Annotated in this window: 14 protein-coding genes and 1 pseudogene; 12 read left to right on the top strand and 3 right to left on the bottom strand. The window is 43.2% G+C overall.

Annotation, left to right across the window (positions count from 1 at the left end):
- Positions 1-147 precede the first annotated feature (147 nt).
- From recG to LEPTO7376_RS23375, 5 genes are all read left to right on the top strand, one after another.
- Complete coding sequence (gene recG / locus LEPTO7376_RS07930) at positions 148-2616, top strand: ATP-dependent DNA helicase RecG (RefSeq protein ID WP_015133681.1); 2469 nt, start codon at positions 148-150, stop codon at positions 2614-2616.
- A 99-nt stretch (positions 2617-2715) separates the two neighbouring features.
- Positions 2716-3783, top strand: coding sequence for a sugar ABC transporter substrate-binding protein (locus tag LEPTO7376_RS07925; RefSeq protein WP_015133680.1), 1068 nt, complete (start codon positions 2716-2718; stop codon positions 3781-3783).
- Between the two features lie 223 nt (positions 3784-4006).
- On the top strand, positions 4007-4141 hold the full coding sequence (locus tag LEPTO7376_RS28295; RefSeq protein WP_264308995.1) for a hypothetical protein: 135 nt from the start codon (positions 4007-4009) through the stop codon (positions 4139-4141).
- Positions 4122-5153: a sugar ABC transporter substrate-binding protein gene (locus LEPTO7376_RS07920; RefSeq protein ID WP_160148414.1), complete on the top strand. Its 1032-nt coding sequence runs from the start codon at positions 4122-4124 to the stop codon at positions 5151-5153. Before LEPTO7376_RS28295 ends, LEPTO7376_RS07920 begins: the two co-directional genes overlap by 20 nt.
- Positions 5154-5257: 104 nt before the next feature.
- Complete coding sequence (locus tag LEPTO7376_RS23375; RefSeq protein WP_015133678.1) at positions 5258-8062, top strand: EAL domain-containing protein; 2805 nt, start codon at positions 5258-5260, stop codon at positions 8060-8062.
- 417 nt (positions 8063-8479) lie between these two features.
- On the opposite strand, the gene LEPTO7376_RS07910 is transcribed toward LEPTO7376_RS23375, so the two are convergent.
- Positions 8480-9352, bottom strand: a complete 873-nt coding sequence (locus tag LEPTO7376_RS07910; RefSeq protein WP_160148413.1) for an IS982 family transposase — start codon at positions 9350-9352, stop codon at positions 8480-8482.
- A gap of 99 nt (positions 9353-9451) precedes the next feature.
- On the opposite strand from LEPTO7376_RS07910, the pseudogene LEPTO7376_RS24560 reads away from it, so the two are divergent.
- The 4 genes and pseudogenes from LEPTO7376_RS24560 to LEPTO7376_RS07885 form a co-directional block, all read left to right on the top strand.
- Positions 9452-9598 (top strand): annotated as a pseudogene (locus tag LEPTO7376_RS24560) (transposase); the annotation flags it as partial.
- 229 nt (positions 9599-9827) lie between these two features.
- The gene (gene purL / locus LEPTO7376_RS07895) at positions 9828-12122 is read left to right on the top strand and encodes a phosphoribosylformylglycinamidine synthase subunit PurL (RefSeq protein WP_015133677.1); all 2295 of its coding nucleotides are present in this window, start codon (positions 9828-9830) and stop codon (positions 12120-12122) included.
- A 79-nt stretch (positions 12123-12201) separates the two neighbouring features.
- Complete coding sequence (locus LEPTO7376_RS26270; protein WP_015133676.1) at positions 12202-13101, top strand: hypothetical protein; 900 nt, start codon at positions 12202-12204, stop codon at positions 13099-13101.
- Between the two features lie 32 nt (positions 13102-13133).
- On the top strand, positions 13134-13448 hold the full coding sequence (locus LEPTO7376_RS07885; protein WP_015133675.1) for a hypothetical protein: 315 nt from the start codon (positions 13134-13136) through the stop codon (positions 13446-13448).
- A 19-nt stretch (positions 13449-13467) separates the two neighbouring features.
- On the opposite strand, the gene LEPTO7376_RS07880 is transcribed toward LEPTO7376_RS07885, so the two are convergent.
- Entirely contained in the window at positions 13468-14025 is a 558-nt protein-coding gene (locus LEPTO7376_RS07880) for a DEP domain-containing protein (RefSeq protein WP_015133674.1), read from the bottom strand.
- Between the two features lie 164 nt (positions 14026-14189).
- Here LEPTO7376_RS07880 and LEPTO7376_RS07875 point away from each other — a divergent pair, with 164 nt between their 5' ends.
- From LEPTO7376_RS07875 to LEPTO7376_RS07865, 3 genes are all read left to right on the top strand, one after another.
- Positions 14190-14702 (top strand): DUF3592 domain-containing protein, encoded by a 513-nt coding sequence (locus LEPTO7376_RS07875; protein WP_015133673.1) that lies wholly within the window; start codon positions 14190-14192, stop codon positions 14700-14702.
- 14 nt (positions 14703-14716) lie between these two features.
- Positions 14717-15211: a GNAT family N-acetyltransferase gene (locus LEPTO7376_RS07870; protein WP_015133672.1), complete on the top strand. Its 495-nt coding sequence runs from the start codon at positions 14717-14719 to the stop codon at positions 15209-15211.
- A 141-nt stretch (positions 15212-15352) separates the two neighbouring features.
- Entirely contained in the window at positions 15353-16177 is an 825-nt protein-coding gene (locus tag LEPTO7376_RS07865; protein WP_015133671.1) for a lipase family protein, read from the top strand.
- Positions 16178-16231: 54 nt separating this feature from the next.
- Here LEPTO7376_RS07865 and LEPTO7376_RS07860 read toward each other — a convergent pair whose 3' ends face one another.
- Positions 16232-16870: a DUF3386 domain-containing protein gene (locus tag LEPTO7376_RS07860; RefSeq protein ID WP_015133670.1), complete on the bottom strand. Its 639-nt coding sequence runs from the start codon at positions 16868-16870 to the stop codon at positions 16232-16234.
- Positions 16871-16909 lie beyond the last annotated feature (39 nt).

Genomic DNA, 16909 nt, shown 5'->3' with positions numbered 1-16909 from the left:
GAAGAATTGGGTTGCTTACCCTCTAATTTTAGCGTCAGGTTCTTTGGCGATCGCCAAGCTATTTTCTCTTAACCAAATTTCTAGCGCCAAAAGAGATAATGGATTGTAATGTTGATTGAGTGAGTGTTCGCCCAGTTAATTGAGGTTATGGATTCGCCCAATTTTTTGCGGTTACAAAAAGCATTATCTGTAGAAGCAGAACGGGGTTTTGCGAATCTTCAGGGGCACAAATATCGATTTAGTGAGTTTCTCTGTCTGAGTTTCGGGGAGATGCCACCGCCTAAATTAGATTTGGATACGCGACGACGCTGGACAGATTTCGCCCAAAAGTTTGCGCAGTATCAGGGATTTACGGTCTCGAAACGGCGGGTTGTGGTGGCAGAAACGCGGTCTTTTTTGCAGCAAGTCAAAACGCAATTAGAAACGCCAGTTAATCAACCCCGCAAAATTAAAGCACCTCGTGCTCAATCTGTTCAGGAAAAAGTACCGCAGCGTGCCAGTTACCAAAAGCAAATTACATTAGAACAACCGTTAATGTATTTGCCGAAGATTGGCCCCAAACGTAGTGAACATTTGGCAAAGCTGGGATTGCTAACGGTGCGAGATGCGTTGTTTTATTATCCTCGCGAGCACATTGACTATGCCAAGCAGGTGAAGATTACGGAATTGGAGCCGGGTGAAACGGTAACGCTGGTCGGTTCGGTAATTCGCTGCAATATTTTTACTAGTCCAAAGAATAAAAAACTCTCGATTTTCGAGCTATATATGCGGGACAGTAGTGGTCGCATTAAGCTCAGTCGGTTCTACGCTGGGGCACGGTTTAGTAATCGCGGTTGGCAGGAAAAGCAAAAGAAAATGTATCCCCGTGGGGTGGCGATCGCCGCATCGGGTTTGGTGAAGAAAACAAAATATGGATTAACGCTAGATAACCCAGAAATTGAAGTTTTGACTAGTGACGAGGCGGATATTAAATCCCTCAAAATTGGGCGGGTTTTGCCGGTTTATCCTTTAACAGAAGGGGTTCCTGCTGACTTGATTCGCAAAGTTGTCATTGCATCCATGGCAGCGCTGAAGTTTCTCCAAGATCCCTTTCCGTCGGTGCTCAGAGATGATTTTGAGCTGATGAAACTCCCCGAGGCGATCGCCAATATTCATTTCCCAGAAAATCCCGAAATTTTGGTGCATGCGCGACGGCGATTGGTGTTTGATGAATTTTTCTATTTGCAACTGGGCTTTTTACAACGGCGACAGGAAGAAAAAGCCAAACAAACTAGCGCTGTGTTCTTGCCTCAGGGTGAATTAATCGAGAAATTCCAGAAGTTGTTGCCGTTTCAACTGACTGGCGCACAAAACCGCGTGGTTGCTGAAATTATGGCCGACCTTGCGCAATCTACTCCGATGAATCGCTTGGTGCAGGGGGATGTGGGCGCAGGTAAAACCATCGTTGCAGTGTTCGCAATTTTGGCGGCGATCCAGTCCGGTTATCAGGCGGCTTTGATGGCCCCCACAGAAGTTTTGGCAGAACAACATTACCGAAAATTGGTGAAGTGGTTTAACCAGTTATATTTGCCTGTGGAATTATTGACGGGTTCAACGAAAGCGAAAAAACGTCGCGAAATTCATGCCCAGCTCAATACTGGCGAATTAAAAGTTCTCGTCGGAACCCATGCGCTAATTGAGGATCCAGTGCAATTTCAAAACTTGGGTTTAGTGGTGATCGATGAACAACATCGGTTTGGCGTGCAACAGCGCGGCCGTTTATTGGCAAAAGGCGATGCACCTCACGTTCTAACCATGACGGCAACACCTATCCCTCGAACTTTAGCTTTAACGCTCCATGGGGATCTTGATGTCAGTCAAATTGATGAGTTGCCTCCCGGCCGACAACCCATTGATACGCGGGTAATTAAAGGAGGCGATCGCCGCAAAGCCTATGAGTTAATTAAGCGAGAAGTTGCTCAAGGTCGCCAAGCCTATATTATTTTTCCATTGGTGGAAGAATCCGAAAAATTGGAAGCCAAAGCCGCTGTTGAAGAACACAAAAGACTATCTGAACAGGTCTTTCAAAGTTTTAATGTGGGATTGCTCCATGGGCGGATGAAATCAGCAGACAAAGATGAAGCGCTCACCCGTTTTAGAAATAAAGAAGACCAAATTATTGTGTCCACCACGGTGATTGAGGTCGGTGTTGACGTGCCTAATGCGACGGTGATGCTGATCGAAAATGCCGAACGATTTGGTTTATCGCAGTTGCACCAATTGCGTGGTCGGGTCGGTCGAGGCAAACATAAATCCCATTGTTTGTTGGTTACCAGTAGCAAATCCACGGATTCTCAAAATCGGTTGCAGGTGATGGAACAATCTACCGATGGCTTTTTTATTGCCGAAATGGATTTGCGTTTAAGGGGGCCGGGAGAAGTTTTGGGCACAAGACAATCGGGATTGCCAGATTTTGCCTTGGCGAGTCTCACTGAAGATCAAGAAGTGTTGGTGTTAGCGCGGGAAGCCGCAGAACAAATGTTGGCACAAAATCCGACCCTTGATCGTTATCCTTTAATCCAAAAAACTTTAGAAGTAAAGTACCGCAAATTGTTGGGCGCGGATGTGTTGACCTAGGAGATTTTTTAATAAACATTGTTTCCAATCGCTGATGCCATACATTATTAAGTCACGGCAAGAATCTTCTGCCACCGCAATATAATTCCGTATCTACCGATGAGTGCAAAAGTTTTAACCTCCATTTTGGCGATCGCCTTACTCTCTCTAGTCGGTTGTGGTCAGCCTTCTTCAACTGATAGTGAATCTTCTCAGAGCGACTCTCCGCAGGAAACGGTTGAGTCATCGGATACTAAAACCACCACTAAAATTACACACGCAAAGCCAGACTTCAAACTATCGACAACCCTACCAGATCCAGTCTTGGCAACGACTCAGTCTTGGAATGTTTCGATGGTGCTCAAAACCTCAACAGAACTGTATTGGCAACGGGTCGCTCTGAGCGGAACGGATATGGGGAACACATTACTGATCAATGTACAGGTGCAGAGCACAGAAAATTCTAGATATGTAGAGTTTGCAGGCGATCAAATTGACTTAATCTCAAAAGTACTCACGGAAGAATCCCCCAACGGTTTAATTTTGGGTCCAGCAGATTCTCAGCAATTAGTGAGTGTGGTCGACCAAGCTGCTGCCCAAGATATTCCTGTGATTGCGATAGATACACCGATCGAATCTGATAACTTGTTAACCTTTGTTGGTTTCGATGATTTTGCGGCAGGAAAAACGATGGGTGAGTGGGTTGTGGAACAGCTTGGTGAGAAAGGTAAGGTGCTAGTTGTGCAAGGTGCTCAAAATAATGCCAATGCCGTTAAACGCTATGAAGGTTTTCTCGCTGGTCTTGATACAGGAGACATTGAAGTTTTGGATAGTCAATCGGCTAATTGGAGAGAGAAAGAAGCTCAGGAATTAACAGCAGCTTGGCTAGAGGAATATCCAGAAGTCGATGCGATTGTGGCCGCGAATGACCAAATGGCTTTGGGGGCGATCACTGCAATAGAAGCCGCTGGTCGAGAAGATATTTTAGTGACGGGGTTTAATGGCTCGGAGGCAGGTCTCGATGCTATCCAGGCGGGTAAACTTGCCGCTTCTATTGATCAGCTCCCAGAAGAACTCACTCGTATTGCAGTGCAACTGATGGTGAACTACCTCGAACAGCGGGAGCCATTGCCCAAAGAAGTGCTCTTAGAAAATACAGAGCTCATCACCGCAGACTCTTTCTTATAAAGTTTGTGCGCTTTTCTGACATTTGTTTGGTGTCTGCAATAACTGATTTTATTGCTAGGAAAGAGATGGAATATTTTTTGCACCTGCTATCCTTTAGGGAATGAAAAGTAAGTTTAGAAATATTGCTGGATATAAGTAACTTACTTAGAAGATCTATTGTGTGAGATACGGCCTGTTGCGCCGATTTCTTGAAAGGAAACGCAGAGTTGTTGCTAATGCGTAAATGCCAAACATTTTGGACGGAGCACTACTATTTTCGCTCGTCTTTTATAAAGGAAACTTTCCCAAGCCTAAGGCGATCGCCAATATTCAACCTCGTTGTTTGCATGGCGTTCGTTGTGGCTGCCGTTGGATGTAGCCCTCAAAACCCACCTGACATCACGGAAGTTCCCACGACTCCAGAAGTAACTGTCTCAACATCTACAGGGTCACCAGACCCAAGCAACACACCCTCTAGTCCCACACAAGATGTCCAATTTCAGCTTTCTACGGCAATCCCCGAAGCAGTATCTGCGACTCAGCCTTGGAAAATCGCCTATGTAATCAAAGCCTTGCGTGAACCTTATTGGCACCGCATGGGTAAAGCTGCACAAGCCATGGCTACAAAGCTCTCTGCCGAAGTAGATGTTTACGGGATTGATAGTCCACAAAATGCAGAATTTGTTGAGGAGCAAATCATTTTAATTTCCGAATTGTTAGAACAGGAAGATTATGATGGTTTGGTTTTAGGAGCTGCAGACTCGATTCGACTTGCACCCATTATCGAGAAGGCGATCGCCCAAGGCATTTCTGTCATTGCTGTCGATACCCCCATCAGCTCCGAAAACATTGAGACTTTCGTCGGCTTCGATAATTTTGCGGCAGGGGAAAGTATGGGCCGCTGGGTTGTTGAACAATTGGGAGGAGAGGGGAATGTCCTCATATTGGAGGGAGCACAACACCATGACAATGCTCTTGAACGACACAAAGGATTTTTGGCTGGTTTAAAAACAGGGCAAATAAAAATTTTGGCTAGTCAATCAGCTAACTGGAATACAACAGAAGCAGAGGCACTTACAGAACAATGGTTACAACAATATCCAGAAGTGGATGCCATTGTTTCTGCAAATGACCAAATGGCTCTGGGGGCGATCGCCGCGCTAGAAGCAAGTAATCGGGACGAAATTTTAGTAACAGGCTTCGATGGTTCTGATGATGCTTTGGCTGCTATTCAAGCTAAAACTTTAGGTGCCACCATTGATCAAATCCCAGAACCACAGGCTGAGATTGTCATACAAATGATGATTAGTCATTTAGAACAGCAAAACCCATTGCCCCGCGAGGTTTTTCTGAAAAGCACTCAGCTGATTACCCTCGATAACTTTCCATAGGTAAATAGATCAAATATTTGTTACTGTGATTAGCCTTTGGTCTATAGAAGGTGATCGTTTTCCCTACAGCCCAAGGTTACTGATACCAAGCTTAATTGCCAACTATGACTGTTTCCCTTGCCCGCCAATTAATTCGTAAAGTTCTCTGGTTAAGCCTGATGGGATTGGTCGGTTTAGGTGGTGTTGTTACGCTAAGCCTAATGCTTACCTTTCAGCAGGTACAGCAGCGTTTAGAACAGGCTAGTTTGACTGCGGCCAATGACTTTGATGATGTTTTCCTGAAACTGGAAAGTGATTTATTGGCGACTAGCACCTCCCTAGCCAGCAACGGCGATATCAGCAAATTACTTAGCCAAATGCGATCTCGGAATCGCTACTTAATGCAAGCACAATTGCTCAATCATAGTGGTGATCTCTTTGTTTCCAGCAGTCGTAGTAAACGCCAGCCTATCAATATCCCTTTTGTCGTCCAATCCCGCCTCAAAAGAAATATTGATCAGATCTATATCAGTCCCGCTAATCTCGATGACAATGCTCTCTCTGTTGAACTAGCGACTGGGTTTACAGATGAGCTGGGTCTCTCCCAGGGGATCTTGGCGATTCAAGTGGATCTCACCGAATTAGAAAACCAAGCGATCCAGCAACAGGTAGGCAAAACAGGCTATGTCTACATTCTGGATGAAGCCCAACAGGTGGTGGCTACGAACCAGTTGCATCGGCTGGGTAAAACATTGCCTGAGCAAAAGTTTTCGTTGAGTTTCCTCAATTTAAGTATTCGACAGGGTCTGAATCAGAAGCTCGTTTTGTCGATTGATCAATCTCTTCAGAGAGTGCCTTGGTCAGCGGTTGTGGAGCAACCTGTTACGGAAGCGATTCAACCTGCAGTCCTTCCTATTGCTTTAACCATCATTGTTTTGTTCGTTAGCTTTCGGGTAATTGTTGACATCCTGTGTTTTAGCCAGAGAGATATCGTCACTCCTCTCCAAAATTTGCACCAAGGGGTAGAAGAGTTTAAAGCTGGTCATATTCCACAATTAACCCCTGCTAATCCTGGGAATGAATTGGGTCAGCTCACCAATGCTTTCCAAAATATGGTCATTCAACTGAAAAAAGCTTTCGAAGAGTTAGAGTCCAGGGTAAAAGAGCGGACAAGTCAGTTGGAGATAACCAATCAGGCATTACAACAGGAAGTTGCTAAACACCAAGCTACGACTCAATCGTTGCTAAAAAGTGAAATCCAATTTCGCCAAACATTTCAACTGGCACCGATTGGGATGGCTTTGATCAGTGTGGATGAAACGTTTCTAATGGTTAATCAATCGCTGTGTGAGCTGCTGGACTTACCGGAAAAAAAGCTTTTGTTAAAAACATGGTCTGATTTTATCGAGCCTGGAGATTTAGAAATTGTAAGAGCCTTAATTCAAGATTTATCTGATAGCCAACAAACATCGAAACAATGTGAAGTCCGTTGTCAAAGTCAGACTAGAGGTCCTCTATTTGTAGTACTTAATTTAGTGTTGATCAATGATTTTGGGACTGAAAAGAAGCCATCTCATCTTATTGCGCAAATTGTGGATGTTACTGACCGCAAAAAGGCTGAGGAACAGTTGGCTTATGAAGCGCTGCATGATCATCTAACGGGATTAGCAAATCGATGTTTTTTGATTGAGGTCATTGATCGTGCTCTCCGGCGACTGCGTCGGTATCCAGATTATGTATTTGCGGTGCTCTTTTTAGATCTTGATCGATTCAAGATGGTGAACGACAGTTTGGGACACAATATCGGCGATGAGCTATTGATTCAGTTCGCGCAACGGCTACGTCATCATCTGCGGGAAGAGGATACGATTGCTCGGCTTGGTGGGGATGAGTTCGCTGTGCTGCTCGATAATATTGGCGATCGCCAAGAAGTGATTACGATTGTCGAGCGTATTTTGTCGGCATTGGTGCCTTTGTTTGAAGTTGGGACACACCAAGTATCGGTGGGAGCAAGTATCGGGATTGCATTTTGTTCGCCACATTATGCAAGTGCAAAGGATGTCCTGCGTGATGCAGATATCGCAATGTATCAGATGAAAAAAAGTCGAGCTGGTGAGTATGCCATATTCCATGAGGGAATGTATGACCAAACGCTTCAGCGTCTGGAGCTTGAAAGCCAAATTCGTCAGGCACTAGAGCAACAGGAATTTTTCCTTAACTACCAACCCATTGTAGATTTGAAAACTCAAACGATTTCTGGTTTTGAAGCACTCGTGCGATGGCAAAAATCCGATGGCACGGTAATTTCGCCTGGTCAATTTATTCCTGTGGCGGAGGAGTCTGGACTGATTGTAGAGCTGGGCAGCTGGGTTATGGAGCAGGCTTGTCGAGATCTACAATATTGGCGATCGCAGAATTCCGAGTTTCAGTCTATTGAAGTCAGTGTCAATTTAGCGAGAGATCAACTACAACATCCAGATTTCTTACAAAGAATTGATCAAATCTTATCTACATTTCAAGTTGCTGATAGTCTGAAACTTGAACTGACAGAAAGTATGCTGATGGAGAGTCATAGCGTGACCTTTTTACATCAGCTAAAAAGACGTGGGATAAAGTTAAGTATTGACGATTTTGGTACTGGTTACTCTTCGCTCAGATATCTTCAAAATTTCCCAGTTGACACTTTGAAAATCGATCGTTCTTTCGTTATGAAAATGAAAAAAACAAAGAGCGATATGGAAGTTGTCCGAGCAATTATTAGTCTCGCTCATACATTTGGTCTAGATGTTGTTGCTGAAGGTGTAGAAACAACTGATCAAATGCATCATTTATCCATCTTGGGATGTCAGTTTGGACAAGGTTTCCTTTTCTCTAAACCGCTGAATGCAAAACAAGTTAAAAATCAATTTATTAATAGTTTGATATCCTGACGATAGAGGACTTTTTTAAGAGGGATTGCAGTGACTTGAATACTTAGAAAAGAATGCAAGAAGTAAATGCTCAAAACTCAATCTAGAAAAAAAATCCTTTTCTTGCTGTTGGCAAATAGATAAATATTCAGGCTAACTAACATTTATATTTAAGTTAGCCTGTCACTGAAAGTCGTGATTCTTTATTGGAGATTAACGCCATTTAATAGAACATACCATGCTGGGGATTTGTTCTTGAGGCCCTTTGCCTGTCGTGCCCACCTGACGCATTGCATTTAAAAGTTCAGTTTTTCTGTGAGTAGCCTTGCCCATGTGAACATCATCTAAACGACCATGATATTGAGTTCTCCTTGAGCATTAAAACCAAAGAAATCCAGTGTACATACAGCACCATAAGCTTTACCAACTGATTGATCTTCATCTACTAAATAACGTGAGTTCGGGATAAGGAATAAAGAGTTTTAGAGAAGGTTTATTGGGCTGATGACAATAGGCAATGAGACCGCAAAGTAGATTGACACAAAAGTTGGCAGGACTGCGGTGGCGGGAATGCTCAATCTGAGAAATATTCTTCAGTTGGTCAATGACTGTCTCAATCAAAGCTCGCTTGCGGGCCAAAACTTTGTCACGCCAAAGCATCAGGTGATTCTTCATATTGCGACGAGGCTTAGCTAGAAGCCTCTCATCATATTCTTCTTGTAAATACTGTGCCAGAGGTTGAGAGACGTAACTTTTATCAGCAAAGACTTTTCCCGATAACCCTTTCAAAAGCTCCACTACCGGCTTTCTATCATTGGTGTTGCCAGGCGTGATTTTAACATTGAGTAATTCGCCATGGTCATTGATAACCAGATGTAGTTTGAAGCCAAAGAACCAACCCACAGAGGTTTTACCTCGAGCGGCATGACCATCAAAAACGCGATGTTGAGAGATGCGGCGATTTTGACAAACTTTGATACTGGTGGCATCAATAAAGCTGATACCTGTGCATGAACCATAACAGTGCTGTAGGTAGACACATAGAGGTACTAACGTCGAAGGCATCCACTCCACAAAACGTTGGTCACTCACTGCTCTGGGAAAGGCTCTTCGCCAGTGATGACGCACATTGATGAGATAGAAATACTTGAAGTTACGATAGTGAGATTGATGAAATGCAATCAATATCGTCATTATCTCGCTGAGACTAAGGCTTCTAGGGCGACGTCGCCGCCGTTGTTTCGAGGCCAGCAGCTGTTGTTGCCATTGAGGTTCAAAGACTTGGCAGAAATCATCAACGGCACAAAACAAAGGTTATAGACTGGTCATGGGAGAAGGTGGTGGACTGCTTATTAACTTCCACAATATGCACTTTCTCCTTTTCTTCTCTTATCCCGAACTCACGTTCCTTTACCAAGACGATGGGTGGTAGAGAGAACCTTTGGCTGGTTTTATTGGTGTCGTCGTTTGAGTCGAGATTATGAATGTTCCACTGAGAGTACAGAGGCATGGATTTATATAGCTTCTATCCGCTTACTTCTCCGACGTTTAGCCTAGACTTCTACTTTTCAAACATCCTCTTACTGTCAATAGAAATCATATGTGAAGGTAAATCCAAATATTCTGCTCTTCTAAATTGGTCACAAATAGTGATCATTGAAGAAAAAATCCGTCTTTTACCTAAACGACAAATAGCTGAGTCAAGTGATGCTGCAAAATTTCAAGCCGATTTGGTTTCTTTAAGATTTACAATAACGCTGTTACAGACAAATTTGACGTAAAGCGTATGACTACTTGTCCCTTCACTCCCGAAGAAATTGCATCCGAAGGACTTAAGCCCAAAGAATACGATGAGATTGTGAGTCGTCTGGGTCGCCATCCTAATCGTGCTGAGTTAGGAATGTTTGGGGTGATGTGGTCTGAGCACTGTTGTTATAAGAATTCTCGGCCACTGCTTTCTGGGTTCCCGACGGAAGGAGAACGGGTTTTAGTTGGCCCCGGTGAAAATGCTGGTGTGGTCGATATGGGTGATGGTTTGCACCTCGCCTTTAAGATTGAATCCCATAATCACCCGTCGGCTATTGAGCCTTTCCAAGGTGCTGCCACTGGGGTTGGCGGTATCCTCCGCGATATTTTCACGATGGGTGCGCGTCCCATTGCCGTCCTCAATTCTTTGCGTTTCGGCAACCTCGATAATCCCCAAACTCGCCGTATTTTTGAAGGGGTAGTAGAAGGAATTTCTCACTACGGCAATTGCGTTGGTGTGCCGACGGTTGGTGGTGAAGTCTATTTTGATAAGGCTTATTCTGGTAATCCTCTCGTGAATGCCATGGCGATGGGTTTGATGGAAACCGAGGAAATCATTAAAGCAGGTGCCTATGGTATTGGTAATCCGGTGCTTTACGTAGGTTCTACCACTGGTCGTGATGGCATGGGTGGTGCAAGTTTTGCCAGTGCCGAACTAACCGATGATTCCATGGACGATCGCCCGGCAGTGCAAGTTGGTGATCCTTTTACGGAAAAATCTTTGATTGAGGCTTGTTTGGAAGCGTTTAAGACGGGGGCAGTAGCCGCAGCTCAGGATATGGGGGCAGCGGGTTTAACCTGTTCCACAGCGGAGATGGCCGAAAAAGGTGATGTGGGTGTGTTACTGGATCTCGATAAAATTCCGGTGCGGGAAACAGGCATGGTTCCCTACGAATACCTCTTGTCGGAATCCCAAGAACGGATGTTATTTGTGGCGCATAAAGGCCGTGAACAGGAACTGATCGACATTTTCCATCGTTGGGGTTTGAAAGCTGTTGTGGCGGGGGAAGTTATCGAAGAACCCATTGTGCGCATCATGTTCCAAGGGGAAGTGGCCGCAGAAATTCCCGCACGAGCTCTATCGGATGATACCCCTATTTATCATCGTGAATTAATGGCCGAACCGCCTGAATATGCGCAAAAAGCAGCGGCCTGGAGCGTTGATTCTTTATCAACTTGTGATGCTAATGGTATCGACGGCAAATCCTGGAATGATGTGTTGTTAACCCTGTTGGATGTGCCCACGATCGCCTCCAAAAAATGGGTCTATCGCCAATATGATCACCAGGTACAAAACAATACGGTAATGTTCCCCGGTGGTGCTGATGCGGCGGTCGTGCGCGTACGTCCTGTCAACGGCAAACCTGATGCCTCGACCATTGGCGTGGCGGCTTGTACCGATTGCAATCCCCGCTATGTCTATCTCAATCCTTTGGAAGGAGCAAAAGCGGCAGTGGCAGAGGCGGCCCGTAATCTGAGCTGTGTCGGTGCAGAACCGTTGGCGATTACCAATAATCTCAACTTTGGTAGCCCTGAAAAACCCATTGGCTATTGGCAACTGGCAAATTCCTGTAAGGGCATTTCTGAGGCTTGTCGCGCGTTGGATACTCCGGTTACTGGCGGTAATGTATCCCTCTACAACGAAACCCTCGATAGTGACGGCAAGCCCACCCCCATTTATCCAACCCCTGTAATCGGTATGGTGGGCCGCGTTGAGCATATCAATAAAATTTGTGGCTTAGCCTTTCAAAGCTCTGGCGACAAAATCTATCTCCTCGGCACAAAAGCGGCGGTTACCCTCGGTGGTTCTGAATACCTCAATACCATCCATGACACCGTGGCAGGTATTCCCCCCCAAGTTGATTTTGAGCTAGAAAAAGCCGTTCAAAAAATTGTGCGTGATGGCGTGGCTGAAGGCTTACTCAGTTCTGCCCATGATCTGGCGGAAGGTGGTTTTGCTGTGGCGATCACCGAATCTTGTATTGGTCAAGGTTTAGGAGCAACTGTGAGTATTGAAGCTGGGGGCGATCGCCTAGACACCACATTATTCGGTGAAACTTGCGGTCAGATTTTGGTCTCGGTTTCTGCGGCAAACCAAGCAGCTTTTGAAGCCAAACTCAATGCAAGCATTGCTGATAACTTCAAACAAATTGGTGAAGTAACAGATTCTGGTTCCCTCATGATTAATTCTGGTGGTACCAAACTCATTGATGTTGCCGTTGATGCAATGACTGAAAACTGGAGTCAGGCGATCGCTCGTCGTCTACAGGCATAAAGCATATTCACTGATTTTAGTTGCCTAAAAATTATGTAGCTTAGAAAAATCCTCTATTAAATGAGTTTCAAGCCATAACATGTTGGAAACGATCGAAAGCTTATTAAGTAATGCTATCAATAAAAGACTCATGACTTTTTTGATTAGCACTTATTTTTTGGGATATTTTGTATTTCATGCATATTTAAGGGGATTTAATTATCATTCCTATAATATCTTTGCTGCAAAATACTTTACTGTCGGATTATGGACTCTATTTTTTACTCTATATCATTTGATTCCATATTTCGCTGTTTATATTTTGTATGTTTGGAGCATCTCCCTCCCAAAAATAAAGAAACACAGAAGACGTAGGAATTCAACAATTAAACACAAATTAAGAAATGCCGCTTGTTTTTTTATTAGAAAAAGACGTGTCTTAAGTAGAGCTATGACTTCTTGGAATGAAAACAATGTTTTCTTTTTAAACGTTTATATGATCATTGTTTTCTCAATTCTCGCTAAGTATAGTCAACTTATGACAAAGGTGAGTCAAGATTACTATCTCAACTCCTTAAGTACTCTTTTGTTAGTTTCACCGATAGGAGTGACCGCTTATACTTGTATTTATAAAAAGTCAAAATATTACATCATCAATATATTTTCTATAATAGTTTCCAATTTACTCTTTATTAATTATTTGAATATTTGGGGAGTCGCATTTTACCAAAGCTATTCTTTGCCTCATTCTGATTTTTCTGATGGAAGTGGCATGAAGCCTGTTGAAGTTTATTTGACAGATGAGAAGCAGAATTATTTTGACAGTCAAAATATTGATTTTTCTAAGTTATGTTGGCTTGAGACTGAAGGTCAGGACCTCATTTTTGTGAAAAATAATTTAGAAAATCATCTTGAAACCTTTGTTTTGAATGTAGATAGTGTGGAATTGCTGAAATATCCAGATCAAGCAGAGTGGTCATGCCCTTATATTTTTCACTAATAGAGCAATATAAGAATTTGAAATCAACATTTATGACTGAGCTAAAGGGTCAATTAGAAGCATATTGGGAGCAAGGTTGGGAAGGTTCAATTGCTTTTACTTTTTATGATGTCAACAACCATCAATTAATCTTTTTACAGAATGGGCAAACACTCACAATTTATAATAGATATGACACAATTTTATGGTCTGGCAAGCTTCAGTTTGTAAAGCGTGGATTTTTCGAGAAGCATTCATTAGAAGCTAATATTTGGTCTGAGACAAAACAAAAAGGTGTTTCTTATGGAGATTGGATGGCTTGGTTTTGGCAGAAGCCACCACTCAAAGCTAAGTTAATTCTTGAATAAGTCTCCATTACAAATACTTTTATTTCTGTTCATCCCAGTAGAAACGATAAAACAAATATTCATCTTCAAATTGATGTCCATCTGCGACATGATGGATGATTTTTTCTTCGATTAGTCTTTGTCCTAATTCGACAGCTTCAGATCTTTCTATATCAAGCTTTTCGATAAACCAATCAACAGCTTCTTGACCAACAAAGCAACGAGGATAGACTTGTAATTTATAGCGGCGATCGCCAATTTCGATACCACCAATATCTCTCATTTTTGCAACGAGTTTCTTTAGATCAATCTTTTCAATAATTGACGGTTGGTCTTCAACAGTAACCCGGATCAAAGTGTCATCCTCCTGCCAAATCCCCCAACATTGAACTTCGTCAACCAGCAAAATATCTACTAAAGCTTTATTTTTCAAATAAGCATCTTTCGCTGATTTCAAAGCAAAATCACGATGGGTAATATCAAAGCTTGAAATGCGTCGATATAGTTTTTTTTGATATTCTAAAGTGTGGAAAGATTCTGATGAGTTAGCAGCTTTAACAACAACATCGTCCATCTGCTCAATATTAATAATCTTCACTGTATTACCTCAATACCAATGAATTCATCTAGTGCTGCACTCTTAATTTAATGTTTGTTTGATAACTTTAACTTAAGCGATTTAGTTTAATTTTCAGTAAGTATCAGTGTAGAACTGAATAAATATTTCAACGCAAAATCTTAATAATCCCTCTCGGAATAATAATGTCACAACAAACGATACAGCCTTGGCAATATTGGTTAGGTTTAGGCTTCTGCGGTCTGATCACGATAGGTGGCGCTGCGATGGTGGTCTTTGGTGTGAGCTTTCTGCAAGAGGCTTTCGCATCAAAAAGCTGGCCTGTGACTGAGGGGAAAATTAACGCAGTGCAGATTATTCGCGAAAGCCGTGGCAAAAATAATGTGACAACCCACCACATCATGATTAGCTATGGTTACACCGTCGAAGGCACTCCCTACACTAGCGATCACTACTCCTTAGGGGATGGCAGCACAGCCAGTAAACAGTTCCGGGAGAGGAGTGAGGCGATCGCCGAGAAAGCAAAATATCCAATTGGCAACAGCATCAAAATTTATTACAAACCCACCGAGCCCAGCTCTGCCGTTCTCAAACCAGGGGTGAATTTTGGGACCTGGGTTCCTTTAGTTTTAGGACTTGTGTTTGTACCTTCAGGCCTTGCATGCGGTTTCGCAATGCTCAAAAATTCAGCCCCATAGATTTTATTTGAGATATGTCTGAACAATTTACCTTTCGTCCTGCAACCATCACTGACCAAGATTTTTTGCTAGGAATGTTGATGCTTGCTGCCCACGAAACAACCATCGCAGCAGTCACAGAAAATCCAGATTTACACCGCTATGTAAACAAATGGGGCAGGGTCGGTGATTCTGGCTATATCGCGGAATTTAGAGGGAAATCCATTGGCGCAGCTTGGTGCCGTCTATGGTCAGCAACGAATAAAGGTTATGCCTTTGTTGATATGCAGACGCCGGAGTTGGCGATCGCCGTCTTACCTGAGTATCGCAACCAAGGTATTGGCAGAACACTCATCACCAAACTTTGCGAAAAGCTAAGTCCAAATTATCAATCTCTTTGCTTGAGTGTTCGCCTCGATAATCCTGGATTAAAACTCTATAAATCTCTAGGATTTGTAGCCCTGAAAAATAGTGGCAAACCGAATAGAGTCGGTGGTACTTCCATCATAATGGTCAAAACTTTAGCCTGAAATTTCATAACTCAAAAGCACAAAAAATGGGTGCTCATGAGAATAAAAACTTTAAAGTCTTATGGATTTATATCACAGTCTAAAACCGTTTATTTTTAGCCATGGGATCATTAAATTAGAAGAGAAAATTGGAGTCGTAAGATGGCACTCAGTTTTAATTATCGAGCCAAGTCCCTAAGCAAAATGAACATGCTTTATCTTGCGAACTGTGCCAAACTTGTTTACCAGTCCAAAGCAAAAATTGAGTCAGAGCTGACCAAATTAGGTTTTGATCTTACGGACAAAAACTTTTTTCTCTCTAGTACTGAGACCGACACCCAATGTTTCGTGGCAGGCGATCGCCGAAAAATCATCGTGGCATTCCGTGGCTCAGAGCGAAAAATTGCCGATTGGGCAACCAATGCTAAAGCAATCCAAAGACATTGGACAGACGATCAAGATGACGGCAAAGTACATCGAGGATTTTATCGAGCACTCGATAGTCTGTGGGATGAATTAGAAAAAGAAATTCGCAACCTCAGAACAGACAGCCAAACCCTCTGGATCACTGGACATAGCCTCGGTGGAGCATTAGCAACACTCGCCGCTGCCAGACTACATATTGATAGTCCCAAAATTGCAGTGAATGGACTTTATACCTTTGGGCAGCCACGTATTGGCAACAATCGCTTCGCTAAAGTCTTTAATTCCAAACTGAAAAATATTAGCTTCCGCTGCGTAAATAATAACGACGTTGTGACGAGAGTTCCTCCGCAAATCTTCAACTACAGTCACATCGGAAAACTGATGTATTTTGATGCAAAAGGCAAGCTCCGCAATGATCGCAACCTCTCTTGGTGGTCAAGATTTTGGGATCGCGTCGAAGGCCGTTACGACGATATTTTTGACCTTGATACCGATGGTATTGGTGATCACAGCATGGCCGAGTATGAGCGGTTAGCCATTAAGGCTCGCAAAAAAAGATAGGAACTTCACCATGAAATTCCTATCCTAATTAGCCGTATCGATTATTTAATCGTTTTAGAATTTGATGTTTGTGAAAGCAAAAACTTTCTCGCCCACAACTTCATCATTTTCTTTTGCTGTAATTTCGCGCTTAGTCAGAACGTAATAGCCATCAATCTTGTCGAAGCTATCGCGGAAGAATGAAGAGCCACCTTTTGGTTCTTTTGTCTCTGCATCGAAGTAAACAGAGTCATAGCCGAGGGAGAGATAACCTTCAGGAGTATCGAGAGTTTCGAAGGTATTGATATTAACGATGACGCTGCGGATCTTACGATTCACGAAAGTCACAGTGTCATTTTTAATGTTGTAGCTGTTGCCCATGGAAGCGCCAGTTACTTTAATTTCCTGAGCACCATCCTCGTACTTTTCACCAAACTCAAAGGAGTTTTTGCCGTGGCTCTCCTCGAAAGTACGACGCACACGGTGAACAGTAATCTCCCAGAGCTGGCCTTCGATTTCTTTTTTCGCAGCTTCGTCTTCAATGCCAGTCACTTCAAAAGACATATCAGGCTTAATCGCGACCTGACCAGAATGGCTCGCATCACCGTTAGTGAAACTGACGTCAGCCGTAAAGCCAGGGAAATTGCTGTCCCAGGTGTAGCGGTTTTCGTAGGCCGCACGAAATGCATCTTGTGCCGTCAATGTTTGCGTCATTGTTTTATACTCCAGCAGTGTTCACGAAATTTGCATCCT

Origin of the sequence: [Leptolyngbya] sp. PCC 7376, from assembly GCF_000316605.1 — a bacterium.
Lineage (GTDB): Bacteria > Cyanobacteriota > Cyanobacteriia > Cyanobacteriales > MRBY01 > MRBY01.
Note: the sequence above shows the minus strand (reverse complement) of the source record. Positions and strands in the feature narration are given on the sequence as shown.

Excerpts from the sequence above, each read along its gene's own strand:
- LEPTO7376_RS07865 (WP_015133671.1), top strand. The coding sequence starts at position 15,353 with ATGGCACTCAGTTTTAATTATCGAGCCAAGTCCCTAAGCAAAATGAAC.
- LEPTO7376_RS07925 (WP_015133680.1), top strand. The coding sequence starts at position 2,716 with ATGAGTGCAAAAGTTTTAACCTCCATTTTGGCGATCGCCTTACTCTCT.
- LEPTO7376_RS26270 (WP_015133676.1), top strand. The coding sequence starts at position 12,202 with ATGTTGGAAACGATCGAAAGCTTATTAAGTAATGCTATCAATAAAAGA.
- LEPTO7376_RS07870 (WP_015133672.1), top strand. The coding sequence starts at position 14,717 with ATGTCTGAACAATTTACCTTTCGTCCTGCAACCATCACTGACCAAGAT.
- LEPTO7376_RS28295 (WP_264308995.1), top strand. The coding sequence starts at position 4,007 with ATGCCAAACATTTTGGACGGAGCACTACTATTTTCGCTCGTCTTTTAT.
- LEPTO7376_RS07875 (WP_015133673.1), top strand. The coding sequence starts at position 14,190 with ATGTCACAACAAACGATACAGCCTTGGCAATATTGGTTAGGTTTAGGC.
- purL (WP_015133677.1), top strand. The coding sequence starts at position 9,828 with ATGACTACTTGTCCCTTCACTCCCGAAGAAATTGCATCCGAAGGACTT.
- recG (WP_015133681.1), top strand. The coding sequence starts at position 148 with ATGGATTCGCCCAATTTTTTGCGGTTACAAAAAGCATTATCTGTAGAA.
- LEPTO7376_RS07885 (WP_015133675.1), top strand. The coding sequence starts at position 13,134 with ATGACTGAGCTAAAGGGTCAATTAGAAGCATATTGGGAGCAAGGTTGG.
- LEPTO7376_RS23375 (WP_015133678.1), top strand. The coding sequence starts at position 5,258 with ATGACTGTTTCCCTTGCCCGCCAATTAATTCGTAAAGTTCTCTGGTTA.
- LEPTO7376_RS07860 (WP_015133670.1), bottom strand. The coding sequence starts at position 16,870 with ATGACGCAAACATTGACGGCACAAGATGCATTTCGTGCGGCCTACGAA.